The 25086-nt window shown below is 39.4% G+C and carries 25 protein-coding genes and 2 pseudogenes; 20 read left to right on the top strand and 7 right to left on the bottom strand.

Annotated features, from left to right (window positions below; all coding sequences use genetic code 11):
- The first annotated feature begins 164 nt into the window (after positions 1-164).
- Entirely contained in the window at positions 165-341 is a 177-nt protein-coding gene (locus NST81_RS11265; protein ID WP_156179247.1) for a hypothetical protein, read from the top strand.
- A gap of 82 nt (positions 342-423) precedes the next feature.
- On the opposite strand, the gene NST81_RS11260 is transcribed toward NST81_RS11265, so the two are convergent.
- Positions 424-921 (bottom strand): inorganic diphosphatase, encoded by a 498-nt coding sequence (locus NST81_RS11260; RefSeq protein ID WP_048623604.1) that lies wholly within the window; start codon positions 919-921, stop codon positions 424-426.
- A gap of 413 nt (positions 922-1334) precedes the next feature.
- Between NST81_RS11260 and NST81_RS17675 the strand changes: the two are divergent.
- Together NST81_RS17675 and NST81_RS17670 are read left to right on the top strand one after the other, a co-directional pair.
- Positions 1335-2072 (top strand): annotated as a pseudogene (locus NST81_RS17675) (MCP four helix bundle domain-containing protein); the annotation flags it as partial.
- Positions 2070-2940, top strand: a pseudogene (locus NST81_RS17670) (methyl-accepting chemotaxis protein); the annotation flags it as partial. The pseudogenes NST81_RS17675 and NST81_RS17670, both read left to right, overlap by 3 nt.
- 448 nt (positions 2941-3388) lie before the next feature.
- Here the strand turns inward: NST81_RS17670 and NST81_RS11250 are convergent.
- Positions 3389-3637, bottom strand: coding sequence for a ferredoxin (locus NST81_RS11250; protein WP_048623602.1), 249 nt, complete (start codon positions 3635-3637; stop codon positions 3389-3391).
- A gap of 259 nt (positions 3638-3896) precedes the next feature.
- Here NST81_RS11250 and NST81_RS11245 point away from each other — a divergent pair, with 259 nt between their 5' ends.
- From NST81_RS11245 to NST81_RS11225, 5 genes are all read left to right on the top strand, one after another.
- Positions 3897-4964 (top strand): helix-turn-helix domain-containing protein, encoded by a 1068-nt coding sequence (locus NST81_RS11245; protein WP_048623601.1) that lies wholly within the window; start codon positions 3897-3899, stop codon positions 4962-4964.
- Positions 4954-6435: a RecQ family ATP-dependent DNA helicase gene (locus tag NST81_RS11240; protein ID WP_327796627.1), complete on the top strand. Its 1482-nt coding sequence runs from the start codon at positions 4954-4956 to the stop codon at positions 6433-6435. The genes NST81_RS11245 and NST81_RS11240 overlap by 11 nt, the downstream gene beginning before the upstream one ends.
- Positions 6422-7015 carry a CPBP family intramembrane glutamic endopeptidase gene (locus NST81_RS11235; protein WP_327796626.1) on the top strand — a complete coding sequence of 198 codons (594 nt, stop codon included), beginning with the start codon at positions 6422-6424 and terminating at the stop codon, positions 7013-7015. Before NST81_RS11240 ends, NST81_RS11235 begins: the two co-directional genes overlap by 14 nt.
- 3 nt (positions 7016-7018) lie before the next feature.
- A complete protein-coding gene (locus tag NST81_RS11230) occupies positions 7019-7522 on the top strand; it encodes a LysM peptidoglycan-binding domain-containing protein (RefSeq protein WP_327796625.1) in 504 nt (167 codons plus the stop codon).
- A gap of 125 nt (positions 7523-7647) precedes the next feature.
- Positions 7648-8103: a DUF2663 family protein gene (locus tag NST81_RS11225; protein ID WP_327796624.1), complete on the top strand. Its 456-nt coding sequence runs from the start codon at positions 7648-7650 to the stop codon at positions 8101-8103.
- Positions 8104-8127: 24 nt separating this feature from the next.
- On the opposite strand, the gene NST81_RS11220 is transcribed toward NST81_RS11225, so the two are convergent.
- The 3 genes from NST81_RS11220 to NST81_RS11210 all read right to left on the bottom strand — a co-directional run bounded on the left by NST81_RS11220 (position 8128) and on the right by NST81_RS11210 (position 9305).
- Positions 8128-8697: a manganese catalase family protein gene (locus NST81_RS11220; RefSeq protein WP_048623597.1), complete on the bottom strand. Its 570-nt coding sequence runs from the start codon at positions 8695-8697 to the stop codon at positions 8128-8130.
- Positions 8698-8806: 109 nt separating this feature from the next.
- Positions 8807-9064 carry a spore coat protein CotJB gene (locus tag NST81_RS11215; protein ID WP_327796623.1) on the bottom strand — a complete coding sequence of 86 codons (258 nt, stop codon included), beginning with the start codon at positions 9062-9064 and terminating at the stop codon, positions 8807-8809.
- Entirely contained in the window at positions 9048-9305 is a 258-nt protein-coding gene (locus NST81_RS11210; protein WP_048623596.1) for a spore coat associated protein CotJA, read from the bottom strand. The genes NST81_RS11215 and NST81_RS11210 overlap by 17 nt, the downstream gene beginning before the upstream one ends.
- Positions 9306-9468: 163 nt before the next feature.
- On the opposite strand from NST81_RS11210, the gene NST81_RS11205 reads away from it, so the two are divergent.
- From NST81_RS11205 to NST81_RS11185, 5 genes are all read left to right on the top strand, one after another.
- Positions 9469-9837 (top strand): hypothetical protein, encoded by a 369-nt coding sequence (locus NST81_RS11205; protein WP_048623595.1) that lies wholly within the window; start codon positions 9469-9471, stop codon positions 9835-9837.
- A gap of 876 nt (positions 9838-10713) precedes the next feature.
- The gene (locus NST81_RS11200; protein ID WP_341029899.1) at positions 10714-11034 is read left to right on the top strand and encodes a MerR family transcriptional regulator; all 321 of its coding nucleotides are present in this window, start codon (positions 10714-10716) and stop codon (positions 11032-11034) included.
- 999 nt (positions 11035-12033) lie between these two features.
- Entirely contained in the window at positions 12034-12627 is a 594-nt protein-coding gene (locus tag NST81_RS11195) for an adaptor protein MecA (RefSeq protein ID WP_048623589.1), read from the top strand.
- Positions 12628-13303: 676 nt separating this feature from the next.
- Positions 13304-14278 carry a YpdA family putative bacillithiol disulfide reductase gene (locus NST81_RS11190; protein WP_048623588.1) on the top strand — a complete coding sequence of 325 codons (975 nt, stop codon included), beginning with the start codon at positions 13304-13306 and terminating at the stop codon, positions 14276-14278.
- 567 nt (positions 14279-14845) lie between these two features.
- Entirely contained in the window at positions 14846-16168 is a 1323-nt protein-coding gene (locus tag NST81_RS11185; protein ID WP_445662329.1) for an MFS transporter, read from the top strand.
- A gap of 216 nt (positions 16169-16384) precedes the next feature.
- On the opposite strand, the gene NST81_RS11180 is transcribed toward NST81_RS11185, so the two are convergent.
- A complete protein-coding gene (locus tag NST81_RS11180) occupies positions 16385-16801 on the bottom strand; it encodes a CBS domain-containing protein (protein ID WP_048623585.1) in 417 nt (138 codons plus the stop codon).
- A gap of 102 nt (positions 16802-16903) precedes the next feature.
- Positions 16904-17881: an asparaginase gene (locus NST81_RS11175; protein ID WP_340396785.1), complete on the bottom strand. Its 978-nt coding sequence runs from the start codon at positions 17879-17881 to the stop codon at positions 16904-16906.
- A gap of 107 nt (positions 17882-17988) precedes the next feature.
- Between NST81_RS11175 and prsW the strand changes: the two genes are divergently transcribed.
- From prsW to rpsA, 7 genes are all read left to right on the top strand, one after another.
- Positions 17989-18663 carry a glutamic-type intramembrane protease PrsW gene (prsW, locus tag NST81_RS11170; protein WP_327802824.1) on the top strand — a complete coding sequence of 225 codons (675 nt, stop codon included), beginning with the start codon at positions 17989-17991 and terminating at the stop codon, positions 18661-18663.
- 334 nt (positions 18664-18997) lie between these two features.
- Positions 18998-19759: a spore cortex-lytic enzyme gene (sleB, locus tag NST81_RS11165; protein ID WP_328203734.1), complete on the top strand. Its 762-nt coding sequence runs from the start codon at positions 18998-19000 to the stop codon at positions 19757-19759.
- Positions 19760-19771: 12 nt separating this feature from the next.
- On the top strand, positions 19772-21118 hold the full coding sequence (gene ypeB, locus NST81_RS11160) for a germination protein YpeB (protein ID WP_341029894.1): 1347 nt from the start codon (positions 19772-19774) through the stop codon (positions 21116-21118).
- A gap of 118 nt (positions 21119-21236) precedes the next feature.
- Positions 21237-21884, top strand: a complete 648-nt coding sequence (locus NST81_RS11155; RefSeq protein ID WP_327796618.1) for a flagellar brake protein — start codon at positions 21237-21239, stop codon at positions 21882-21884.
- 478 nt (positions 21885-22362) lie between these two features.
- Positions 22363-23043, top strand: a complete 681-nt coding sequence (gene cmk / locus NST81_RS11150; protein WP_003355164.1) for a (d)CMP kinase — start codon at positions 22363-22365, stop codon at positions 23041-23043.
- A complete protein-coding gene (locus tag NST81_RS11145; RefSeq protein ID WP_003355163.1) occupies positions 23040-23621 on the top strand; it encodes a lysophospholipid acyltransferase family protein in 582 nt (193 codons plus the stop codon). The genes cmk and NST81_RS11145 overlap by 4 nt, the downstream gene beginning before the upstream one ends.
- Positions 23622-23717: 96 nt before the next feature.
- Positions 23718-24854 carry a 30S ribosomal protein S1 gene (gene rpsA, locus NST81_RS11140; protein ID WP_003355162.1) on the top strand — a complete coding sequence of 379 codons (1137 nt, stop codon included), beginning with the start codon at positions 23718-23720 and terminating at the stop codon, positions 24852-24854.
- Positions 24855-25086: the final 232 nt, after the last annotated feature.

The raw sequence follows: 25086 nt of genomic DNA, 5'->3' as shown, positions 1-25086 counted from the left end.
ACGCGAATAGAAAGGGTCGACCTTATTGAATCATCATCTAATTATAAAGGAGGTTGACCCTTTTTTTGTTTTTAAATGGAATCGCTTACATAAAATGAAGCGGTCTAATTTGTCATTTGGAATCATAACGTTTTATGGTGAAAGAATTGCCGAGGAGGATCAGAATGCGGGATTACTTAAAGCGGTTGGTCATCGTAATAGCGATGGGGGCTTGCATCGGAATACTGATCATTGGAGGAAGGCTTGCTTATGCCAAGACCAGCAGCAGTACAGGAGAAAAACATGCTCTTAGTTTTGGTGATTACAGACTGTGGTCTGCAGAGAAAGGTACAGCTCCGTAAAAAGAAAAAGGACGCCAAGAGCGTCCGTGAGTCTTTTTTGAAAAAATTGGTTTAAAAGAGAGCAGGTGAAACATCCTGCTTTTTATTTGTTTTCTTCGTAGCGTGCTCGGCATTCTTCGATCAGTTTAGCGGCTTTTTCAGGTCCTTCCCAAGTGCCGATTTCGGTTTTTTTGCCTTGCAAATCTTTATAGCGTTCGAAGAAATGAGCGATTTCTTTTAGTTTATGCTGCGGTAAGTCGTCGATTGAATGGATTTCATCAAAACGAGGATCTTCTACAGGCACACCGATTAGTTTAGCATCTTCTTCGCCGCTGTCGATCATGTTCAAATAGCCAATGACACGAGTATCAATGACGCATCCAGGGAAAGTAGGATTTGTCACCAATACAAGAATGTCCAGCGGATCTCCATCCAAAGCCAACGTATTTTCTAAATATCCGTACTCTGCTGGGTAAAACATTGGCGAAAATAAAACACGGTCTAATTTAAAAATTCCTCGTTCTTTATCAAACTCATATTTGTTTTGGCTTCCGGTAGGAATTTCGATAAACGCCTCTACTATTTGGTTTTTCACCGTCATGAACCTAATACCTCCTATACACTATGTATACTATTTCATTATAGTGGAATAAGTAGGGAGAGGCAAACAACTCTATATATTTTCGGAATATTCACACTATAAATTCTGGCATTCAAAAGCGAAAAGATTCCGCATCAAGAGTGTTCGCAAGTGAGCAGAGGACGAATCGCGTCGGACTGTGGATGGCCGTCCGCTCCCCTCGTTCTTTTTTCTAATAAGGGGTAAAGATTTTTTGCTCTCTGTCGAAAAAATCAATGAAGGATCCTGTTTTAGACCGACAAACAACCCGTTTTCCGATACACGGATTCCATTTTACTTCCTTATACTCTTTTACATGGTACTATATTCCTGTTTTATGGTAAAATAGATAGAGTCCACTTGAATGCATTTTGAAAAATGAAGGAGGGGGCATAATGTTTAAAACAATAAAAAGAAAACTATATTTAGGTTTCGGCATTTTAATCATCATGTCGACGATTATGTCCGTTATTTACTTTGTGTCTTCCCAAACCGTGTATCAGAAAACGGAGAATATGATCAAAAATCAAGTTCCCGAGCTGGTTGCGGAGCAAGAACTGCGTTTTAATATTTCGCAACGTATTGCTCTTGCCAGAGCTTATGTTCTTTATGGAGATCCTAAATATAAGGATGAGTTTAATCAATATACGGAATCTAGCAAAGCCATTTCCGACTCGATTTTAAGCGAGCATCCATCGAAGGAAATGAAAGCCGTTATTGCGGACAGTAAGAAGTGGCGATCTCTAGTACTCAATGACGTCATTAAAGCCTATGATCATGGAAAAGTAAAAGAAGCCCGGGCTGCGTTGCAACAAAAAGCGGAGCCGATCGCTCAAAAGATCATGGCTGATTTTGATTCCATTGCCCAAAAGGAAAAAAGCAATATTCACTCTAATGGAAATGAAATCATTTCCAATAGCAATACCATAGCAGGCTGGGGTTTGACATTAGCTATCGTGATCATTGTCATCAGTCTAGTCGTCACTCAAATATTTACAAAGATCATTTCAAGTCCGATTGTTCGTGCAAAAGATCGTCTTCTGATGATTGCACAGGGCACTCTTCCAAAAGAACCATTGCAGTTAAAAAATAAAGATGAGATAGGGGAGTTGGTAGACGCTTTAAACGTGATGAACGATCATCTAAAAAGGACCATCTCCGGAGTGCAAAGCGTCTCCGCCAACTTATTAACACACAGTGAAAAAATGGCTAAATATTCATTTGACGTAAAAGAAGGTGCCGTGCAAATCGCCACAACGATGGAAGATCTTTCAAACGGCATTCAAGAACAGGCCAATTCTAACCAAAAATTATCGAGCGATATGGAAAAATTCATGAAAATGTTAATGGATTCCTCGTTAAAAGGGGAAGAAGTGAAAACAAAAGCCGAACAAATGAAAGAACTGGCCGATCAGGGCAGACAAAAAATGAACCAATCCGTGGAAGAAATGAACCACATCTCCATTACGGTAAATGAAGCGCTCCAGCTAGTGGAAGGGTTGAACAAAAAAACCGAAAACATCAGCAAATTGGTCAATGTGATTGAAGACATTTCCGAACAAACGAATTTGCTTGCTCTTAATGCAGCCATTGAGGCAGCGCGAGCAGGTGAAAGTGGACGCGGCTTTGCCGTCGTGGCAGAGGAGGTAAGAAAATTGGCAGAAGGGGTGAATCATTCGGTGGCTGACATCACAGCCATTATTTCGGAAGTGCAAAACGAAACGGGAAAAGTGGTTCAAGCGCTGAAAGCAGGATATGGAACAGTAGAAGGAGGCCGCCAATCCATTCAATCAACAGGCGAATCCTTCCATCAAATTTATCAAAGCATTGAACGGGTATTTGAGCAAGTAGAAGAAATGTCTACGAACTTATATGATATTTTAGACCATACGAAAGACATTACGTCGGCTATTGAAAATATAGCAGCAGTATCAGAAGAATCTGCCGCCGGCTTTGAACAAGTTACGGCTACTGCTGAGGAATCGTCCTCATCCATTGAACAAATAGCCAATGGAATTCAGCAAATGGAAACAGAAGTACAAAGCCTGGATGAAGCGATCCATCATTTTCATGTCAAACATTAGGGAAACCCATCATTATCAGAAAGGGGGCTATACTGTTTAGGAATGTCCGTTGGATCATGTGAAGCTGCTTTCCTGCATGTGAGAAAACGGGGATTCCTTTTGAAAGTTTGATTGTCGTCCATCGTTTTTTACATATTTTCGAATTTGAAAACGAGTCGGAACATGGATCTTTTAAGCTTTATGTCTCATACCGGTTTTTGGTATTCAATCTTCAGCAAAAAAACCTTCCAGCTAAAAGGATGAAGCATCCTTTTAACTGAAAGGTTTTTTATTTTCAGTCGGAATGTCTTTTCGTTTTGACGCAATTGTCTGATTAGTCTTGCGATTCATCTAAGCGAAAAACGATTGAAGCAGGCACTGGATTTTTATTCAAATTTCAGCGGGTCTCCATCGAAAGGTTCGTCTGCTACTTTGATGGAATCGGTAGGGCATCCTTCGAATGCATCTTGCATATCATCAAGCAGTACCTCAGGTACTTCCGCTGTTCCTTGGTTATCATCCAATACTACAAATGCAAGTCCTTCGTCATCATAATCATAGATGTCAGGAGCAGCGGCCCCGCAAGCACCACATGCGATGCATGTATCTTTATCTACAATTGTATATTTTGCCATAGATTGTTCCTCCTAACAAAGCTATCTTGAGAAATTTAGTCGGATTTAACTTCTCCATCTTCATTGTAAAGCTGTTAACAAAACTTTTCAATAGAAAAGAGCCAACAATTCAATTGAAACGCTTACGATGGAGGTGATGGAACAATGGATGTCGAATTTCATGTTAAAATAGAAGGCGGCTGCTATTGATAGTGGAATCATAACATTTTCTTGTAAGGCCATATGGACTAAATCAACAAAGAGCTGGAGGAAAAAATCTTTGAACTTGTTTCAAGCGGTTTTGCTGCATTGCTTTGAAAAAATCCATGGGGAGCGAACGGTCTATTCTATTTTTCACATTCTAAAAGGAAAAAAATCATTGCAATCCATTCAAGATGTGCATTTTTATCAATTAACAAAGTGGTTTTCCGCCGTTCCGTATTTGAATAGAAACGATTTCGAAAAAGAGATTAAGCGAATGTGTGATCAACAATGGTGCTATATGGAAAATGGCGAAAGAGCCCTTTTGCTTCCAAAAGGAAAAAGTGAATTAGAAGAATTTTGGACCAAAAACTCAGCCCTTCCGTATTTGGATGGCTGGCCTTTACATTCGATGGCGTCGGTCTTTTGGAAACGATTAAACTTGCTCGTTCAAACCGTTTCCTATTTAATTCATGAAGAATCTGTCTTTTATCCGGCAGAGAGGAATGACCAAGTTCAAATGTGGGTGAAAAAATGGCTTTTGAGCCGGAAGGTAAATCGGACGGATACAGGTGTACAACTATATCGCGAACTATATGAATTATTGCAAAGTGAAAAAGTAGAAGATCCGCGTCTGTTCGTTTTTCGCTTGTCAGGATACGAACGAATTGGAAAAACGGCGGCGCAAACAGCAAAACAATTGGGAATAGAAGAACCGGAATATTGGCTGCGATTTTCTCATTGGATTCATTTTATGATACACTCTGCGCTTCATCATCCGAAAAAATTTCCCATTTTACATGAAATGCTGCTAGATTTAAAACAGCCGGTTGTATTGACAAAATCAGCAAAAAAAACATACGAACTATTTCAGAGGGGGCTATCTGTTGAACGGATCGCACATGTGCGCGGACTGAAGCGGAATACAATCGAAGATCACCTCGTTGAGATTGCCTTAAATGTTCCCGATTTTTCCATAGATCCATTTATTGAAAGAGAAGAGTTGGAGGCCTTTGAAAAAGTAGCAAAGACACTCACCAGTAAAAAATTAAAGGATATTAAAGAAATTCTTCCTCATTTATCTTACTTTCAAATTCGTCTTGTTCTAGCGAAGTATGGAAGGATAGTGAATCAACATGGAACTTGAACTGTTATTACGAAAACAATTTGGGTATTCGTCATTTCGAACCGGACAGAAAGAAGTCATTACTTCACTGCTTGAAGGAAAAGATACACTCGCCATGCTTCCAACCGGGACAGGGAAATCACTTTGCTACCAACTGCCGGCCTACATATTAGACGGTACGTGTATTATCATTTCACCTCTTCTTTCTTTAATGCAAGATCAAATGGAACAAATGAAGATGCGAGGGGAAAAAAGGGTGATTGCTTTGAACTCTTTCCTCTCCTTTGAAGAAAAAAAACGTGCACTTTCCCGTTTAGGGCAATTTCGTTTTGTTTTTATGTCTCCTGAGATGCTTTCTAATCAACGGGTGTTGCATGAATTATCCAAAATCCGCCTTTCATTGTTTGTAGTGGACGAAGCCCACTGCATTTCCCAATGGGGGCACGATTTTCGCCCTGATTATTTAAAAATCGGCGAAGCACGTGAATTATTGAACCGGCCATTGACGCTTGCGCTGACGGCGACCGCAACAGAAGAAGTGAGAACGGACATCACGAAGTATTTACATCTTCAAGATGCGAATCAATGGATCTTTTCGGTTGACCGAGCCAATATTGCGATGAGTGTTCAACATTGCGAAAGTTATAAAGAAAAGCTGGACAGTCTTTTGGAGATTGTCAAAAACGTACAAAAACCAGGCATTATTTATTTTTCCAGCAAGAAGGCCGCCGAAGAAACGGCTTATTGGCTCGAACAAGAAGGGATAAAAAAAGTAGGCGTTTATCATGGCGGAATGGAACAGGACGAAAGAATCTTAATACAGCAGCAATTTTTATTTAACGAGTTGGAGATTATCTGTGCAACGAGCGCGTTTGGGATGGGGATCAATAAAAACGATATTCGATTCGTCGTCCATTTCCATCCACCGGGTCAAATGGAATCGTACTTGCAGGAAATTGGCCGCGCTGGTCGTGATGGTAAAAGAAGTTTGGCGATCTTGTTGTACGCCGACGGAGATGAACGCATACACGAGCGTTTAATGGAAACGGAATTGCCTACGGACAAACAAATTGAAGCATTCCTTGCATATGAGCCGAACTTAAAAAAGGAAGCGGCGGCTGTTCTGCAACTGACGGATGTCCAGTATCGTTATCTTCTTCACTATGAGGAACTATACAAAGATTTTTCATTCGAAAAAAAATGGGAGTATATCCAAAGAGACAAAAATGAGCAGATCCGTAAGAAGCGCAGGAAATTGAGTCAAATGGTCCAGTGGATCCATAGCACTTCTTGCCGTAGAGAAGGAGTTCTTTTATATTTTCATGAAAAGATTGGATCGAAGCCGGAAAGGTGTTGCGACTGCTGTGGGCTGAATATTCTCGATTATTATGAATCGACAGCCGGCCAGTCCAGGCAAGAAGAGATGAATGATTGGGAGGCCATTCTGCAAAAATTGCTTTTGATGGAAGGAAAAATCGATGAAAAAGAATAAGTTACTATTGATAGAGGAGTTAACGCACCAAGATATCATGAAATCTCTTTATTGGACACAATGTCTATTGCTTGCTTTTACCGGAATCGGCATCTGGCTATTATTTGATTCCTTCTCCTCTTATTTTCAATTGTTTGATTGGAGCGATCGGCGGCTTGTCTGGGGAATAGTCGGAGGTTTGACCGTTGTCTTGATTGATTTTTGCTTCATGAAATGGCTTCCCCACCAATATTTTGATGATGGCGGGATCAATGAGAAAATATTTTCGAAGCTAAACATGATCTCCATCGTATGGATAACGGCTCTTATTGCTTTCAGCGAGGAAATGTTTTTTCGGGGAGTTCTTCAAACTCACTTTGGATTCGCAGCGGCAAGCATTCTTTTTGCTTTAGTCCATATTCGTTATTTAAGCAATTGGTTTCTTACAGTCAATGTTTTCGTCTTCAGTTTTTGGATTGGCTTTTTTTACGAATGGACTGAAAACTTGGCAGTAACGGTCGTCATGCATTTTGTCATCGATTGCGCATTAGGAATCATCATTCATTTTAAAGATAAAAGGGAAAAAAACGAAGAGGGATGATACATGAAGAGAGACCCTTATCGAGAATTGGCAGAAAAGCATCGAAAAGAGCTGAAATTGCAAGAATGGACCGAAATAGAAGAAGAGCCTAAAACATTAAGCAGAACAGAATATCGAAAGCAGAAAAAGCAAGAAAAAAAAATCTTTTCTATGCTTCGTACACTTCTCATTCTATTTATTTTTCTCCCGGTGGCGATTTTATTTAGTTACAACACGATAAAGGAAAAAGAACGTCCTTTGTCTTCCGTATCGGTTATTACCGAAGAAAGCGCAAGCGGACACGATCAATCGGCCAGTTCAACATCCAACCAATCAAAAAAGGAAACTTTAAAAAACAAACAAAGAAAAACGGTGACTCATATTGTCCGGCCGAATGAGACGCTTACTGATATTTCCATTCATTATTACGGTACAAAGGATGGAATCGACAAGATTAAATCGGCCAACCATTTAGAGGACAATCATATTAACGAGGGACAGGTACTCAAAATCCCATTGGAAAAATAATTTTTTGTTTAGCCTTTCTCGTCTTTTTTTGGTAAAGAGCTGGAGCGGGTCAACATCCTTTCCTTTCAAAATTTGATCATATCGATGAGTGCTTGTACATAGAATGAGTGTGGAGGAGGGAAAGGATGGATTCAGTTCTTTTGATGTTGGATGACGGAACAGATGAGGCTACGAAGCAAATGCTTCAAAATTTAATTGAAAGAAAAAGGAAGCTGGATAAACTTCACAAAAAGCAGATGTTTTTTTTATCACTCTTTTTCCTTTATACCTTTCTTTTTATTTATTTGTTTTATAAAAAGCTGTTGATTCCGTATTCAGATTCCGCTTTTCAAATTATTTCGTCCTTTTTTGACAGTCGAATGATGATGCTGCTGTTATTGGCGGGCGCAGCACTTTTAGGAGCTGTAAAAATTTTTCGCGATCAAAAAGACAAAGCGGAGGAAGAGTTTCATGCGCTTCGCTGTGAAATCATTGATAAAAGCAAAGATCTTTGGAAAAATGACGCTTGGGAAAATCGGCATAAAATATTCGAAATGATGGAAAGAAAATTCGGTATTAATTTATATCACGAAAGCAAATAGCGGGAAAGCCGCTCCTTCCCGCTTTTAGAAAAACTGTTTTTTGCCCCTTTCTTCTTTAATCAATTCTACTGCTTCACGAAAACGCTGGGAATGCACAATTTCGCGTTCTCGTAAAAAACGAAGGCCATCGTTTAAATCCGGGTCATCGCTTAAATTAATAATCCATTGATAAGTGGCTCGAGCTTTTTCTTCAGCTGCGATATCTTCATACAAATCGGCGATCGGATCTCCTTTGGCCTGAATATATTCCGCTTTCCAAGGATTTCCGGACGCGCTTTGATAAAATAACGCTTCGCTGTGATTCACATAATGATCCCCTAACCCCGCTTCTTTCATTTGTTCCGGTGTAGCGTCTTTGGTTAATTTGTACACCATGGCGGCAATCATTTCAAGATGAGCCAATTCTTCCGTTCCAATATCGGTTAATAGTCCAATGACTTTATCGGGAATGGTGTAGCGTTGATTTAAGTATCGGAGTGCTGCGGCTAATTCGCCATCTGCACCCCCGTATTGTTCGATGAGAAATTTCGCCAGCATCGGGTTGCAGCTGCTGACCTTTACTGGGTACTGAAGCTTTTTTTCGTACACCCACATAGAATGACAACACTCCTTTCTTGTTGTTTTCAGGCATGATTATAAAACCCTGCATAAAAATCAAGAAGTAGTTCGAGCATCAGGACACAGAAAAAGCGGCGAGATTGGTTTAAACTTGCCAAGGCCATGGAGCTTCTTTCCAATCCCACGGATAACGGGAATAACTGTACCCGAAGCTGGTTAAGGATCCGTGTTGAAGTTCAAAAGCTTTTTTCATCTGTTTCCGTTGTTTGATCAGCCAGTTATATTGCAGAACGGCATCGTAATCATCAGGATGGGTGTCCAAATAGAGGGCTAGTTCTAAAATGGCGAAGTCAATGGCCTGCAGATCCTCTAAATCTTTGTAATAATTAGGTGGCTTCTTCATTTTCTCTAACCCCCTTTGGTTGTTCGTATGGACCGTAATATGGATCATAGAAAATTTTAAACAATGTCCCTTTTTTTAAAGCTTCTATTGGTGAAAATTGCGGAGTATTCGGTGGCTGGAATCCTATATATAAATTCGGCGGAGTGGAATACGTTTTGATCGTCTTAGGCGGGCATGGATCAAAGGGACTAACATACGGTGTATAGCTTTTAAATGGAGTGAAGCCTTTAAAATGTGTCACACGATCACCCTCCTCGCATAGATCTCAATCTATTGTATGGAGCTGTTTTGTCCCTCATGCTAATAAATTCTAATGTCGTGGGATTATAGCCGGATGATGCAGGCAGTTTTTTTGCGACTTCCTCATACGATGAATATAGGAGGAGGTGGTTCCATGCCCTGGAGTGTATCGCTTTTTGTTTGCGGAACTGTTTAGTTGGATGTATATTTTTTGCTTGCCAAGTCCGGAAGCCTTTTCATGGTCTCTTTTGTTATTAACATTTATATTAAAGCCGATGAAGTTTTTTCTCGCAGCAGTAGCGTTTATGGCGGCTTTTGTATTGAATGGAAATCTGCTTGAATGGGAAGTGAAAGGGCTGTATCGGTTGTTTATGAAGAACATCAATATTTGGGGATGTTTTTTCTTTCTGCATTTTGCTTCTTTTGTCGTGATGGCTTGGTTCTTTTTTTGGGAAACAGCCATTCTTTGCTTTTTCTCTATTCTGTATGGAATCATTTCCATAGATTTTCAAAAATTGAGAGAGATGCAATGATGGATGGTTCCGATAGTGATCAGCAGCTCTCAATTGATTGCCGTTAGGTATGAGGAATGAATGAAGTGAAATAAAATACTCTTTCATTTCTTTAAATGTTAAATTCCTTATTACTTTTTGTTCCAATCGCTGGCTGGATCCGATATGAAATAACAGCGGGGAGTAACCCCACAAAGAATCATGTTTCAAGGCAAAGTTGTACAAAGGTTCATTATCATTATTTTGACGTCCTTACTATATGGGGACCTGGCATTTAGGTCTTTGCGAGAAAAATATGTCAGAAAAACTGACAAAAGTGCTGATAAATTCGTCCTGTTCCGAGGAATTTGTCTCTATCGAAGACGTCGCACCTAGTCAGAAGAATATATCGTTATAAAAAGACGTTTATTGCTGCTCTTCCCCTTATCAGGGAAGAGTTTTTACATTTTTAAGTACAAAGATGGGGAATTCATACACTGAACAGCAACTGGACATCTTGGCAATAACCAACAAAAGAAAATGCTTAAAACGGAGAATGGAAGCAGCAGCCAACCAATCGATCTTCACAAGTTCGATGCCGAGTACAACTAGAAGAAAGAAAATTACTTTCTGGAAAAATGATGTGAGAAAATCTTACGGTAAATTTCCCGATCAGAAATGGGATTGATGAATGAAAAATGGTGAAATATTCACCACCATTTGCACTCTTTATAAAGACCTTTAAGCCTTCTTGTTTATAAGAAATGTGCATGATATAAAATGAATTTCTGTAAATAAATCTCACTCATACTCTTTGTTCAGAAAAATATGTGATATAAAATAACATTATTATGGAAATATTATGAATATTAACATATAATAAAAATAAGTGTAACGAGCTTAAAGGAGGGGATAACCGTGAGTATAAAAAGTGAATCTTACAAAGATAAAAAAGTGATTTCCATTGGTACTGTTAGTGAGATCACAGGATTGTCGGAACGGCAAATCCGTTATTATGAGGAACGGAAATTGATTTTTCCTTATCGTACAAAGAAAGGAACAAGAAAATATTCATTCAGCGATGTGGAACGGCTGATGGAGATCGCTGAGATGATCGAAGAAGGAGTTCAGACATTTGAAATTCGAAAAAAGATATTAAAAAAAGAAAAGGAAGCCGTCCGAGAAAAAATGATTCGCGGACAATTAAATGCAAGATTCGGTGTTCTGAGAATGCCGTAACTCGATGAAAAAGTGCCATGTTCGTAATGGCATTACATCTCAACAGTCAAGTTTAATCTAATATTCATTTCTCTAACAATGTATTATTTGTCATCGCCCATTCCTCTTTTGCACCATCATAGGTTCGCTTGCTGTTTCAAAAGTACTAACTGCCTTCAAAAATACAATAAGGTGATCAGAGCAGGTGTTATGTTTGTTTCTTGTGCTTGTTATGCTATCCTTGTGGGAATTTTTGGGTGAAAAAACAAGAATATTGCGAATGATTGCAAATTAAAAATGCAGGCGTGACAAAAAGGCGGAAAATAAGCCGACTATATGGAGGAATGGCTTAGCCTTATAAAACTGTCACGCCTCGCAAAGAATAGGAGACAGTCCAGAATGATTTTGACAAAAGGTTTTGTCCATTCAAACACGTTCATGAATCCTGCTAAAAATTGATCCCCATTCGATTAAGAGAATATAGATACAATAAATGATGAAAACATTTTTTGTTTACCTTTTTATCATTACTTTTCCATACAAAATAGACTGGAACCACGGCTCAGCACTCTTGCGAATCGTCCTTTTTAAACAGTACACCATTTTCCTGCAAATTTTCACAACTTCGCTTTATATTGAATATTGTCAAGTAATAAAAGGGGAGCGTTCAAAGTCGTGCCGGCAGACGGATGTGAAAATTTTTATTAGATCATCTGATATTTAAATGAATACGGAGACAGCGGATAAAGTATCCTTGATGTTAAGTGGGTATACGCACGGGAAATAAATTTGGTGTTCCGGTTTAGGAAAATGGGGAAGGTAAAGATTCGATCATTTTGATCGGGAACGGCTTGGACATGATTTCTTTGAGGTTGGGATATCAGGCATCTACATATTTATTGATGAACTCCAAAGGAAAAAAGTGTTTCTTAAAGCGAAGTGATAATGCCTTTCTGACACCATCTTTGCTGCCTAACATAATATACTCATAAGAGTTCACACTCAGGGGGCAGCCATGTGATGAATATAGAGCGATTGTCAAAAAATACGGTTAAACTATCGATATCCTTTGAAGAATTGCATGAAAAAGGATTCGCTAAGAAGCAGATGGTGGAAGAGGATGCTTTTTTTTGGCATGAACTGTTTGAAGAATTGATTGAAGAAATTGAAAAGCGTTACCATTTTGCGTATGATGGTCCGGTGGCTATTGAGATCCATACTTTAACGGAGGAAGAAGTAACACTCATATTTACACTTGACTTTTTGGATAATGACGATCATACAAATGATGCCATTGAAGAGTTGCATGCTGGATGGAAACGAGAGTTCACGCCTTTTTCCATTTATAAATGTACGGATTTTGAAGAGATTATCCAGCTTGCTCAGCGTATAGCAAAAATGAGAATGGTGATTCCTTCGAGGATTTTTTGGAAAGATCCCTTTTATTATGTGGCGGTCGACTATTCTCAAGAAGGGATGAAAAAAAATCTGGAGCCTGTTATTTTGGAATATGCAGAGAGATCTCGTCTCACGATTCATTATTTGGAGGAATACGGAAAAATAATTTTTTCCAATAAAGGGATTGAAAACGTCTATAAATTATTTCCGGGATAAAAAAGAGTCTTACCAAAAGGCTCTTTTTATAAGCCTGTTTTTATTTTCTGTTTTATTCGGCTTTTTCCATGTGGCGATGATTCATGTTTTGTAAAATGACCGGGATCTATTCAAAACATATGATGGAAATGAGGTACATATTCCCTGCGAACGGGAAGATGAAATTCCAATGGCCGCTTTTTGATCCGAAATCCCAGATTTTTGATTGCATTTCAAGGATTCTAGTGTATACTATGACGTGAATTGTAGCGTGAGAATGGGAAGATGGATAGGACAAAATGGATTAAAAGAGCCATTTTGCATTTTTGCTGCTTTTGAAACGAATGAAACGAAAAAAAGCAATACATAAATTTCCAGTAAAATAAAGTGGTGAACGGAACGACCGTGCGACGTGCAATCCTTAAGGAACTGTTTTCTTGCACGAAGGTAAGCCGCAGTGACAAATTGCCAATGATTTAATGTTTTTCATTCGTCATCACAATATTGATTGAAATGCGGGTAAAACATTGGATTTACCGGGATTTTGTATATGACGGGAGCGAAAATAGACAAATACTTTTCGATTGTTTGGAATATATGAAATGTTTTAAAGGATCCGAACGAAAGAAACGTCTGAATGGACTTTTATCAGCAGTACCGCTTCTTTGTTGTACGGTAGGAGAAAGGGTGGAACGGAATGTTGAAGGAAGAATGCATCATTATTGGAGGAGGGCCATGCGGTTTGGCGGCAGCCATCTCGTTAAAAGAAACAGGAAAAAACCCACTCATTATTGAAAAAGGAAATATTGTGGATACGATTTATCGTTTTCCCACTCATCAAACTTTTTTCAGTTCAAGCGATAAACTGGCAATTGGCGATGTTCCTTTTATAACGGTGGAACGGAAACCAAAAAGAAACGATGCCTTAACGTATTATCGTGAAGTGGTGAAAAGAAAACAGCTTCGCATCCATCGTTTCGAAGAAGTAAAAGACGTAACGAAACAATCGAACGGTACCTTTTTCGTCAAAACGACAAAAGAAGTGTATGAAACTCCATATGTAGTTGTCGCAACTGGCTATTACGACCATCCCAATTATATGAATATACCAGGAGAAGAATTGGACAAAGTCTATCATTATTTCAAAGAAGCTCATCCGTTTTTTGACACTGATGTCGTCGTGATCGGCGGCAAAAATTCGGCTGTTGATGCTGCATTGGAGCTGCATAAATCAGGAGCGAGAGTGACGGTTTTATACAGAGGAAAACAATATTCGGAAAGTATAAAACCGTGGATTTTGCCAGAATTTGATTCCTTGATACGTCATGGAGAAATTGTGATGGAATTCAACGCCCATGTGAAAGAGATCAAGCAAAACTCAGTTCTATATACGGTTGGAAGTATTGATAAAGAAATCGCAAATGATTTTGTATTCGCCATGACCGGGTATCATCCTGACCATGAATTCATCAGCAAAATGGGAGTGGAGATTATACCGGAAACAGGAAGGCCAAACTATAATCCCGATACGATGGAAACGAATGTTGAAGGGATCTTTATCGCAGGCGTGATTGCTGCCGGGAACAATGCCAATGAAATTTTTATAGAAAATGGCCGTTTTCATGGCGAACTCATAGCGGCGGCGATTGCAGAAAAAGAACAAGCAAGCTAAACAATGCGACCATCTGCTAGTTTCATAGAATGAAAAGGACAAATGGTATCATTGGTTTCATTTGTCCTTTTGCTGTTTCCTGAAATGAAAAGACATGGTCATTCTACATAGGAATGTACTTGACTATTTCCGTTGGACATTCGACTTTCATTGATGATTCGGGACACAGTACCCTATAAAATAGGGATTACTGCAAAACCGAATGGCGATGAAATCTTAAAGTGTTTGCAAAATCATTCTCCTAAATCGTAAGATGTGAAAATGCCCTCGCCAGATTGTATTGTTTAAAAAGGTTCTTTTCTTGTTGATCCATGCTGGATGAATTGTGCGACCCACATTATTTCTAATTTTAAAAAAATTGCAAAAAACATCTTTAAACAACAAAATGAGTATGATAGTATAAAAAAAAACATTTTTATAACCAGGTCATCAGATGACCAGTTAACCTGTAATGATGAGTCAAAGTAAACAAGGGGGGAGGACATAAAAAAGCAAGAAGTTATAACGTTATTATCAGCAAAAAAATAAGAATATTCTTATTTGATATGAACAAAGGAAAGGGAGAGAATGATGGAGAAAAGTATGTGGAGAGTTTTAATTGCAAGCATAGTTGGCAGTGCCATTGAATGGTTTGATTATTTTTTATACGGAACCGTGGCATCGCTAGTTTTTAATCAGCTCTTTTTTGTCAGCAAAAGCCCCACGATCGGTTTATTATTCGCCTATACTTCATTTGCTTTAGCGTTTTTTCTAAGACCTGTTGGCGGGATTATCTTTAGCCATATAGGAGATAAACTCGGGAGAAAGAAAACGTTGGTCTTAACGCTTAGCTTGATGGGGATTTCAACATTTGGCATGGGGATACTGCCCACCTATCAAGTGATTGGAATATGGGCTCCTATCTTTTTAACTTGCTTACGATTTATACAAGGTTTAGCGCTTGGCGGAGAGTGGGGAGGATCCGTTTTATTAGCCGTGGAATATGCTCCAAAAGATAAAAGAGGATTGTTTGGCAGTGTTCCACAAATGGGTATTTCAGTAGGGTTGATATTAGGCACGCTAGCCCTTTCAGTAATGACGCTGCTGCCGGAAAAAGATTTTATGTCATGGGGATGGCGCGTTCCTTTCTTATTAAGTGCGATATTAGTTATTTTAGGGTTATGGATTAGAAAAGGAATTGAAGAGACCCCATCCTTTAAGAAAGCCCAAGAAAAAGGAGAAGTTTCCAAAATCCCATTAGTGGATACTCTTCGCTATCATTGGAAAGAAGTATTCATTGCAATGGGTACTAAAGTAGTGGAAACGGCACCATTTTATATATTTGGTACGTTTGTTGTTTCTTATGCCACTGCCAATTTACATTTTAGTAAAACGTCTGCTTTAACCGCTGTTCTTATTGGTTCAGTCACTGCCACTATTTTAGCTCCTTTCATTGGAATGTTGTCTGATCGCATTGGACGTAAACCGATTTACGTTAGTGGAATTGTTTTGACTATTTTGTATGCGTTTCCATATTTTTGGTTGCTTCAACAAAAATCTGTAGCGCTATTAATTATCGCAACGGTCATCGGTCTCGGTGTGATTTGGGGATCGATTAATGCTGTCCAAGGCACGTTGTTTTCAGAGATCTTTACAGCAAAAATAAGATATACAGGCATTTCGTTAGGCTATCAACTAGGAGCGGCAATTGCAGGGGGGACAGCACCATTAGTGGCAACCGCTTTATTAGCTGAATTTCATCAATCATATGTACCAGTTGCTCTTTATATCATTTTGGCTGCATTGATCAGTTCGATTGCTATATGGACAGTGAAAGACAGATCGAATCAAGAGATAGATAAAGAACTGCAGTTTGATGCTCGTTCGAAGATATCTAAGATCGAAGGTTGAGGAATGGATATTTAGATCTGTCTGTGAATGAATCGAGATGTTGAGATATATTTCGGAAATGATTCGTCGGCAGAATCTCTTCATGATCCATGGCTTTTACACTTAAAATAAAATATGAATAATAGATAAGCGACTCAACCGCTTTGTTCAAAATGGAAAACGCCATAACAAACAGGGGCTCCCTATATGGGAACCCCTATGACAATATTATGGGCGTTATTGTAAATTTTGCTGAGAAATTTGAGTGAGTGCCTCTCCAGCTTTTTCATTCGATTTTTCGCTGACGGATAGGTCGCCAAGAGCAACCATGCCGACAATTTGACCGTTTTCTACGACTGGAAGACGGCGGATTTGGTGTTGTGCCATTAATTGAGCCGCTTCTTCAACAGAAGCGTCAGGACTGACTGAAACGACATTATGAGTCATGACTTGCTCTACATTTTTGTTGGCATTGTCATCAGCTACCGCACGGATAGTTACATCGCGGTCCGTAATCATTCCAGTTACTTGGCCGTTTTCTACGACTGGAAGGGCACCGATATTCAATTGTTTCATTTTAGAGGCCACTGTTTGCAAGGAATCTTGACTAGAGCAGCTTTCAATATTGGATGACATGATATCACGCACTTTCATGACATTTCCTCCTTTAATGGTGTAGTGCATACATAGTATTTGCTGCGTATTCAAACCTATTCAAAGAATTCTTTCCTTGCGGCCTGACTCTGACTCCGTTGATTACAATTGAAACATTTCTTCAATTTTTTGAACATCCTTCGTAATGGACAAAGCGATAAGCAATTTGATCCGGGCTTTTTGGCCGTTCAGACCATTCGAGAAAATAACGCCCAAATCTTTTAATTGTTTCCCTCCACCTTCATAGGCATACACATCCTCAGCAATTCCGTTAAAGCATCTAGAAACAAGAACGACCGGAATTCCCGCTTCCACAAGGCTTTTAATTCCGGGAACGGTAGCAGGAGGTACATTGCCTTGTCCGAGCGCTTCAATGACCACGCCATCATAATTTAAGTCTTTTAACGCATAAAACAAACTCGAATCCATGCCGGAATGAATTTTAAGTAATCCGATTTTCGGAGAAATGTCCAAAATCGGATAATGTTCCCTGGAAACGGGCGTATGATGAAAAAGAACCGCTCTTTTCGTGACGATGCCGATCGGACCGTATTGAGGACTTTGAAAAGTTGAAACATTGCTTGCATGAGTTTTGGTAACGTTTTTGGCGGCATGAATCTCATCATTTAGGACGACCAATACTCCTTTGTCTTTTGCCTCCTCGCATGACGCCACTTTAATGGAAGAAATCAGATTGTATAGTCCGTCTGCCCCGATTTCATTGCTTGACCGCATGGCTCCGGTGAACACAATGGGAATAGAAGTTTGGACGGTAAGGTCCAGAAAATAGGCCGTTTCTTCCAGCGTATCTGTTCCGTGGGTGATCACAACCCCTTCAATCATCGAATGTTCTTTCAGCTTCTCTTCAATCAAGCGTTTCAGTTCATACATTTCTTTTGTCGTAATATGAGGAGATGGAAGTTGAAATGGTTCTTCGGTGATGATATTGGCATATTGGTTCAATATTTTTTCAGCTTCTGTCAAGGGATTTTTTTGCCGAGGAAGAACATTTCCTGTCTTCTTATCTTCTTGCATGGAAATGGTTCCTCCGGTATGAATGACTAATATCGTTTTTTTCAACCGAAAAACCTCCTACCTACAATTTTTTAAATAGAAAATCATTTCATTTCTTTTCTTTACATGATAAATTTAACATGAAACTAAACAGATAGAAATGAGGACCATGTATGCTTACTGTTTTATCCGCCGGAATTGCTCCCGGTCTAGCGCTCCTCTGTTATTTTTATTTAAAAGACCAATTTGAAACAGAACCTTTACTGATGGTCTTGAAAATGTTTATTTACGGCGGCTTTTTAACCTTGCCCGTCATGTTTATTCAATATGTGTTTTCCGCGGAAGGAATCGTTCATTCTGACTTTTTGCAAGCTTTTTTCTCATCGGGAATGATTGAAGAATTGTTTAAGTGGCTTGTTTTATTTTATGCCATATACGGACATGCAGAGTTTGATGAGCCATATGATGGCATTGTGTATGCAACTAGTGTGTCATTAGGGTTTGCCACTGTAGAAAATATTTTATATTTGATCGCAAATGGAGTTGAGTTTGCTTTTTCGAGAGCTTTGCTTCCGGTTTCCAGCCATGCTCTTTTTGGAGTCATAATGGGCTATTATTTGGGAAAATCGAAATTTTCCAGCCCCGGAAAAAAACGAACAGGTTTGTTTCTTTCTTTGTTTTTGCCTTTTGTACTTCATGGGCTTTACGATTATATATTATTTTTAAAGGAGACATGGATGTATGTCATCATACCGTTCATGCTGTTTTTATGGTGGCTCGGTCTCAAAAAAGTTAAAGATGCTCGCATTGTGACAGAACATTATAAAAAAGGTCTGTTGTCAAAATAGACTCCTCTTGTTTTGAGTGAGAAATAAGATGAATGGCATAAAAAGGCGATACGCGGTGTATCGTTCTTTTTTTTGTCTTTTTAGAGGCTGCTTTTTTCCGGAAAAGGATCTGAAAAGAACGAGTTAAAGACGATTCAAGTGAAAAATAAGTTCAGGATAATCGGCAAGATTTCCTTGTCATCTCAATATGGAAAGATTTGAAACTCTTTCTAGTTTTTGTTGTTGGAAGTTTGGAATAAAAAGACAAGGATAACGAAAAATAGGGTTAATGTTAAAACAGGGTTTGGAGGTTTGCGACATGAAAAGTTGGAGATGGATCCTTTTAATGGGTCGGATGATGGTTATTTTAAGTTTCATTATTTTTTTCCCTTGTCAAAATCTTAGAGCAAATGCTTTTTCCAACCAGGTCATTCAAAGAGGAGCATTTGGTGATGATGTGATCGAACTTCAAGCACGGCTTCAATATATTGGATATTACCGTGGAAAAATTGATGGAGTTTTCGGGTGGGGAACTTATTGGGCGGTAAGAAATTTTCAAAATGCATTTGGTCTGCCGGTCGACGGATTGGTGGGTGACACAACGAAACAAAAACTTGTAAAAGCTTCCAAATACGATGAAAACTATGTGAAAGAACAAATTTACAAAGGAAAAAATTTTACCTATTACGGGGGAACCGAGCAAACGAAAAATAGTGGCAGTGGCCAAATAAAACCTACTGCAGCAAACACTCCGCCAGGTTTTTCTCAAAATGATATTCAACTGATGGCAAACGCGGTGTATGGCGAGGCAAGAGGAGAGCCTTATGAAGGACAAGTAGCAGTCGCTGCTGTCATTTTAAACCGTCTGGAACATCCGTCTTTTCCAAAAACGATTTCCGGTATCATTTTCGAACCTGGAGCTTTCACCGCCGTTTCAGACGGACAAATATGGCTGACTCCAAATGAGACAGCCAAAAGAGCTGTACTGGATGCGATTAATGGATGGGATCCAAGCGATGGAGCGATTTATTATTTCAATCCGGCCACGGCTACGAGCAAATGGATTTGGTCGCGTCCGCAAATCAAGCAAATTGGTAAACATATTTTCTGTCGGTAAAGGGGTGGAAAAATGATCAGATACATTTTAGTTGTCATCTTGACATTGGGACTTGCCGGTACGGTTCTTTGGGGATACCAAGAGCATAAAGAAAAAAACGCTGTGTTGATCAACGCCGAAAATAATTATCAACGAGCTTTTCATGATTTGACGTACCAAGTAGACATGCTCCATGACAAAATTGGAGCCACGTTGGCCATGAATTCACAGAAACAGTTATCGCCTGCTTTGGCGGATGTGTGGAGGTTGACTTCTGAAGCTCATACCGACGTTGGACAACTGCCGCTTTCTTTGCTTCCGTTTAATAAAACCGAAGAATTTCTATCCAACATAGGAAACTTCAGCTATCGAACAGCGATCCGCGACTTGAATAAGCAGCCTCTTTCAGAACAAGAGTACAGTCAATTGAAAAAGTTATATAAACAGTCGGCCGACATTCAAAATGAACTGCGCCAAGTCCAGCACATGGTATTGAAAAACAATCTTCGCTGGATGGACGTCGAAATGGCGCTTGCAAATGGCAAAGAAGCCTCCGACAATACGATTATTGACGGTTTTAAGACCGTTGAGAAAACAGTAGGGGGATATGGAGAAGAAGATGTCAACGGCGTGGCTTCTATTTCGACAAGAGCGAAAAAGCCGCAATTCGATCAGCTTCCGGGAAAAGAAATTTCCAGAAAAGAGGCTGTCCAGATTGCCAAATCGTTTTCTCCTTCTTCAAACATATCGAATGTGAAAGTAACCAAAAACGGGGATGGTTCGGAATTTGGATTTTATAGCGTTTCTTTTAAATGCGACGGAGCTGAAGGCACTATGGATGTAACGAAAAAAGGCGGTTATCCGATTTGGTATATGATGAACAGAGACGTGGCGAATCAAAAACTGAGTTTAAATGAAGCTTATTTAACAGCCCGAAGATTTTTAAAAAAACATCACTTTCAAAATCTGGAGGGAGTGGACAGCGCTCAGTATGATCATATCGGGGTGTTCACTTTCGTTTCCAACCAAAATGGAGTAAGGATCTACCCGGAAGCAGTGAAAATCAAAGTGGCCCTTGATAATGGCGAGGTGATGGGACTAGTCGCTTCCGACTATTTAAATCATCATCATAAGCGACAACTTCCAAAGCCGAAACTATCAGTCAGCGATGCGAAAAAAATGATTCACAGCAATGTGAAAATTGAAGAGAGCCGCCTTGCCGTGATCAACAATGATTTGTATGAAGAAGTGCTGTGCTATGAATTTTTGGGAACGCTTGATCAAGATACGTACCGCATTTATATTAATGCTGAAACAGGAGACGAAGAGAAAGTGGAAAAATTAGAAAACGCAGAACCTATTTACAATGATGTTTTATAAATGAAACGAGATTTTCTTTATCAGCCGTTGAAGTCGGCATTCCGCATTTCCTTATAGATTCCTCATCTTTTTCATGGCATAATAAAGATGGATTTTTGAGGAAACAGGTGATGGAATGTTGGAAATCGGGTCAATATTAACGCTGAAGACGGTCGATGAAAATGAAGAACTTTATAAATGCCGGGTAGTCGATAAAGGCCCCGGTATACTTTACGTTGATTATCCAGTCCATTTGGAGACAAATAAATCTCGCTTTTTTATGGACGGAACAACGTTCAAAGTTACGTTTATTGCGGAAAAAAATTCAGTCTATACTTTTCAGACAACGGTGATCGGAAAAGAAATAAAACAAATCCCGACCATGGTCATACAAGATCCGGGCGAAGAAAAATATATACGGATTCAACGGCGTCGGTTCGTTCGGGTGGAAACCTCTGTAGATGTCTCGATTTCGAAAGAGGGGAGCGATGAAGTTTTTGCCACCATTACAAAGGACATAAGCGCAGGAGGGGCCGCTGTAATCATTCCTAAACATCTGGATTTGAAGCAGAAAGAACAATTGAATATATTGATGGTGTTGCCAATGCAGTCCGGTGAATTTCATTATTTAAAATTAAAAGGTGAAATCGTCAGAGTTTCGGATGAAGGCCATAATTCCATTGCTTATATTCAATTTTCCGATACGACTGCTTTTGAGCGCCAGCTTTTGCTCCGTTTTAGTTTTGAAAGACAGTTATTATTAAGAAAAAAAGGTCTGCTCGAATAGTGATATTCTAATGTTGTTGAATATGGACTGGATGCGCGGCAGCAATGATGAAAAATGACTTTCAAAATGCTTTTCATCCTCGCTGTGAATTCAAAACAAATGGTGGTTCACCTTCGATAGTTCGAAGGAGGAAAATGGAAAAAACATTTTTGTTTTTATTGTGAAACGTTTGGAGAAGTTGCCAGCCTTCGGAATACTGCTGGAGAGTGCCTCATTATATCCCCCGTTTGCCCCAAAAGTAAAAGAATCTCCCGGCGAAGCATTCTTTTTTCTCTTCGCACCGGGAGATTCTTTTGTTGGCGATTGGACACGAATGTTGGACGAATTAACATTAGTGTATAAAGAAAAGTAAGCTTTAAGAGAAAGAGTTCGCTTGCTTTTGTGTTATGTTTTGCTTTGACTTTACATCTTTTTCAATTCATACTTTATAACATTGTTATGATAAAATAGACTTGACTGATTGTGAGAAGGTGAAAATATGGTGAAAGAGATTCAAATTGCAATTGACGGGCCGGCAGCTGCCGGAAAAAGCACCGTCGCGAAATTGGTTGCTAAAAAGTTATCATACCTATACATAGATACAGGAGCGATGTATAGAGCTCTTACATATAAGGCGCTAAAGTTAGGAGCGGATCTGGAAGATGAACAAGCTTTAGCGGAGATTTTAAACAATACTAATATCGAACTTATCCAAGGGAATGCAGCACAACACGTTTTATTAGACGGAACGGATGTTACGGACGAAATACGATCTCACGAAGTGACAAAACATGTCTCCACTGTTTCCAAGCATCCATTAGTCAGAAAAGAAATGGTGGAAAGGCAGAGGGAATTAGCCCAAAAAGGCGGAATCGTCATGGATGGAAGAGACATTGGCACTCATGTGCTTCCAAACGCCGAAGTCAAGATTTTTTTAGTGGCCACTGTTGAGGAACGGGCTAAAAGACGACATCAAGAAAATTTAGCAAAAGGATTTGAATCGGATCTAGCCCAATTAATGAAAGAAATTGCTTTGCGCGATAAGATGGATTCAGAAAGAGAGGCCTCTCCTTTAAAAAAAGCGGATGACGCAATCGAATTAGATACGACTTCCTTGTCCATTGAGGAAGTGGTAGACCATATCATGGAGCTTGTAAAAGAAAGGGTTCGATTGAAGTGACGTTTTATGCGTTTGCAAAGCGGATCGTATCTCCTATCTTAAAAAAAATGTATAGAGTGGAAGTTAAAGGATTGGAACACTTTCCTGAACAAGGAGGTGTTCTCCTTTGTTCCAATCATATAGATAATATGGACCCTCCTATTTTAGGAGTAACTTGTCCACGCCCCATTTCCTTTATGGCAAAAGCTGAACTTTTCAATGTACCGATTCTAAGCGGCATCATTAAAAAGCTCAATGCTTTCCCTGTAAAAAGAGGAGGAAACGACAGAGAAGCGTTGCGAACGGGTTTGAAAGTACTTAAGGAAGGAAAAGTTCTAGGTCTGTTTCCGGAGGGAACCCGCTCTAAGACAGGCAAATTAGGAAAAGGTCTGGCCGGAGCCGGTTATTTTGCCTTGAGGACAAATGCTCAAGTCATTCCTTGTGCCATCATTGGCAGCTATAGAATATTTCAAAAAGTAAAAGTGATTTACGGGAAACCGATTGATATGTCGGAATTGCGAGAAAAAAAAGCATCTCCTGAAGAGGCGACAAATCTGATCATGACGCATATTCAGCAGCTTTTAAATGAAAATCGCTAATGCGAGATGCTTGACAAATGACAGCATTTGTTAGAAGTTAGTAAAAAGAGGTTTTTTTTCATTTTTTCGCAGTCTCGTATTAAGGAGGAGTACTTTATGACAGAGGATTTGAATAGTCTCGAAATTTCCCCGTTGAATGTGGGAGACAAAGTAAAAGGAACGGTTATAAAAGTTGAAGACAAACAAGTGCAAGTAGAAATTGAAAACAGTAAAAAAGACGGTATTATTCCTATTAGCGAGCTGTCAAGTTTACACATAGAAAAAGCATCGGATGCAGTAAATGTAGGAGATACGCTTGAATTAGTAATTACGAAAGAAGAAGATGATCTGTATGTTCTTTCGAAACGGAAAGTGGATGCAGAAAAGGCTTGGGATTTGATGCGTAAGCGCTTTGAAAACGGCGAAATATTTGAAGCCGAAGTAAAAGAAGTTGTAAAAGGCGGCCTCGTGGTTGACTTAGGCGTACGCGGGTTTGTTCCGGCGTCGTTGGTAGAAGATTATTATGTAGAAGATTTTGAAGACTACAAAGGAAAAACACTGACTTTCAAAATTGTAGAGTTGGACGAAGAAAAAAATAGGCTGATTCTTTCCCATAGGGCAGTGGTGGAAGAAGAAAAACAAAAAGCGAAGAAAAAACTTTTGGATGAAATTCAGCCTGGTGACGTACTGGAAGGAAAAGTACAAAGGCTGACGGACTTTGGAGCGTTTGTCGATATAGGTGGAGTGGACGGTCTTGTTCATATTTCGCAATTATCGCATGAACATGTAGAAAAACCTTCTGATGTGGTAAAAGAAGGCGAGATTGTCAAAGTAAAAGTACTCTCTGTCGATAGAGACAATGAACGCATTTCATTGTCCATTAAAGAAACCATTCCGGGACCTTGGGAAAATATTGCAGAAAAAGCACCTGTCGGCTCCGTTTTAAAAGGAACCGTTAAACGCCTTGTTTCTTATGGCGCTTTTGTCGAAGTTTTCCCTGGGGTGGAAGGTCTCGTCCATATTTCGCAAATTTCCCATAAACATATTGGCACGCCGCATGAAGTTTTAAGCGAAGGCCAAGAAGTGGAAGTAAAAGTGTTGGATGTAAATGAAAAAGAAAAACGTCTTTCTTTAAGCATAAAAGAATTAGAAAATGAACCTGTCGATACAAATGATTCTTTTGAATTGCCGGAAGAATCGAAAGGTTTCCAGTTGGGTGAAGTAATCGGCGACCAACTAAAAGGTCTTAAATAATTCCTATTGCTCGAAGGAAAAGGGGATGCCCAAAAGTCAGAAAAATGACTGAGGGGCATCCCCTTTTTTATGTAAATCTCGGGATCGCAATCCACTCGTTTTCCGCGGACGATCCGCAAGTCTTTTCTTTCGCTCCTCGCCCGGCTCGCTTCCCCGCAACAGTCTCCCACATTTTTCGACCGTCACAGTAAAAAGCAACTTTGACAAATGCCAAAAACTCGGCTTGCCCATT

The organism is Bacillus sp. FSL W8-0223 (assembly GCF_038006805.1).
Classification (GTDB): domain Bacteria; phylum Bacillota; class Bacilli; order Bacillales; family DSM-4216; genus Bacillus_O; species Bacillus_O smithii.
This window is presented reverse-complemented; position numbering and strand designations above follow the sequence as displayed.

Bases quoted from the DNA above. Each gene is read 5' to 3' on its own strand.
- NST81_RS11265 (WP_156179247.1), top strand. From the start codon at position 165: ATGCGGGATTACTTAAAGCGGTTGGTCATCGTAATAGCGATGGGGGCT.
- NST81_RS11260 (WP_048623604.1), bottom strand. From the start codon at position 921: ATGACGGTGAAAAACCAAATAGTAGAGGCGTTTATCGAAATTCCTACC.
- NST81_RS11250 (WP_048623602.1), bottom strand. From the start codon at position 3,637: ATGGCAAAATATACAATTGTAGATAAAGATACATGCATCGCATGTGGT.
- NST81_RS11240 (WP_327796627.1), top strand. From the start codon at position 4,954: ATGGAACTTGAACTGTTATTACGAAAACAATTTGGGTATTCGTCATTT.
- NST81_RS11235 (WP_327796626.1), top strand. From the start codon at position 6,422: ATGAAAAAGAATAAGTTACTATTGATAGAGGAGTTAACGCACCAAGAT.
- NST81_RS11230 (WP_327796625.1), top strand. From the start codon at position 7,019: ATGAAGAGAGACCCTTATCGAGAATTGGCAGAAAAGCATCGAAAAGAG.
- NST81_RS11225 (WP_327796624.1), top strand. From the start codon at position 7,648: ATGGATTCAGTTCTTTTGATGTTGGATGACGGAACAGATGAGGCTACG.
- NST81_RS11220 (WP_048623597.1), bottom strand. From the start codon at position 8,697: ATGTGGGTGTACGAAAAAAAGCTTCAGTACCCAGTAAAGGTCAGCAGC.
- NST81_RS11215 (WP_327796623.1), bottom strand. From the start codon at position 9,064: ATGAAGAAGCCACCTAATTATTACAAAGATTTAGAGGATCTGCAGGCC.
- NST81_RS11195 (WP_048623589.1), top strand. From the start codon at position 12,034: ATGAATATAGAGCGATTGTCAAAAAATACGGTTAAACTATCGATATCC.
- NST81_RS11190 (WP_048623588.1), top strand. From the start codon at position 13,304: ATGTTGAAGGAAGAATGCATCATTATTGGAGGAGGGCCATGCGGTTTG.
- NST81_RS11185 (WP_445662329.1), top strand. From the start codon at position 14,846: ATGATGGAGAAAAGTATGTGGAGAGTTTTAATTGCAAGCATAGTTGGC.
- NST81_RS11180 (WP_048623585.1), bottom strand. From the start codon at position 16,801: ATGAAAGTGCGTGATATCATGTCATCCAATATTGAAAGCTGCTCTAGT.
- prsW (WP_327802824.1), top strand. From the start codon at position 17,989: ATGCTTACTGTTTTATCCGCCGGAATTGCTCCCGGTCTAGCGCTCCTC.
- sleB (WP_328203734.1), top strand. From the start codon at position 18,998: ATGATGGTTATTTTAAGTTTCATTATTTTTTTCCCTTGTCAAAATCTT.
- ypeB (WP_341029894.1), top strand. From the start codon at position 19,772: ATGATCAGATACATTTTAGTTGTCATCTTGACATTGGGACTTGCCGGT.
- cmk (WP_003355164.1), top strand. From the start codon at position 22,363: ATGGTGAAAGAGATTCAAATTGCAATTGACGGGCCGGCAGCTGCCGGA.
- rpsA (WP_003355162.1), top strand. From the start codon at position 23,718: ATGACAGAGGATTTGAATAGTCTCGAAATTTCCCCGTTGAATGTGGGA.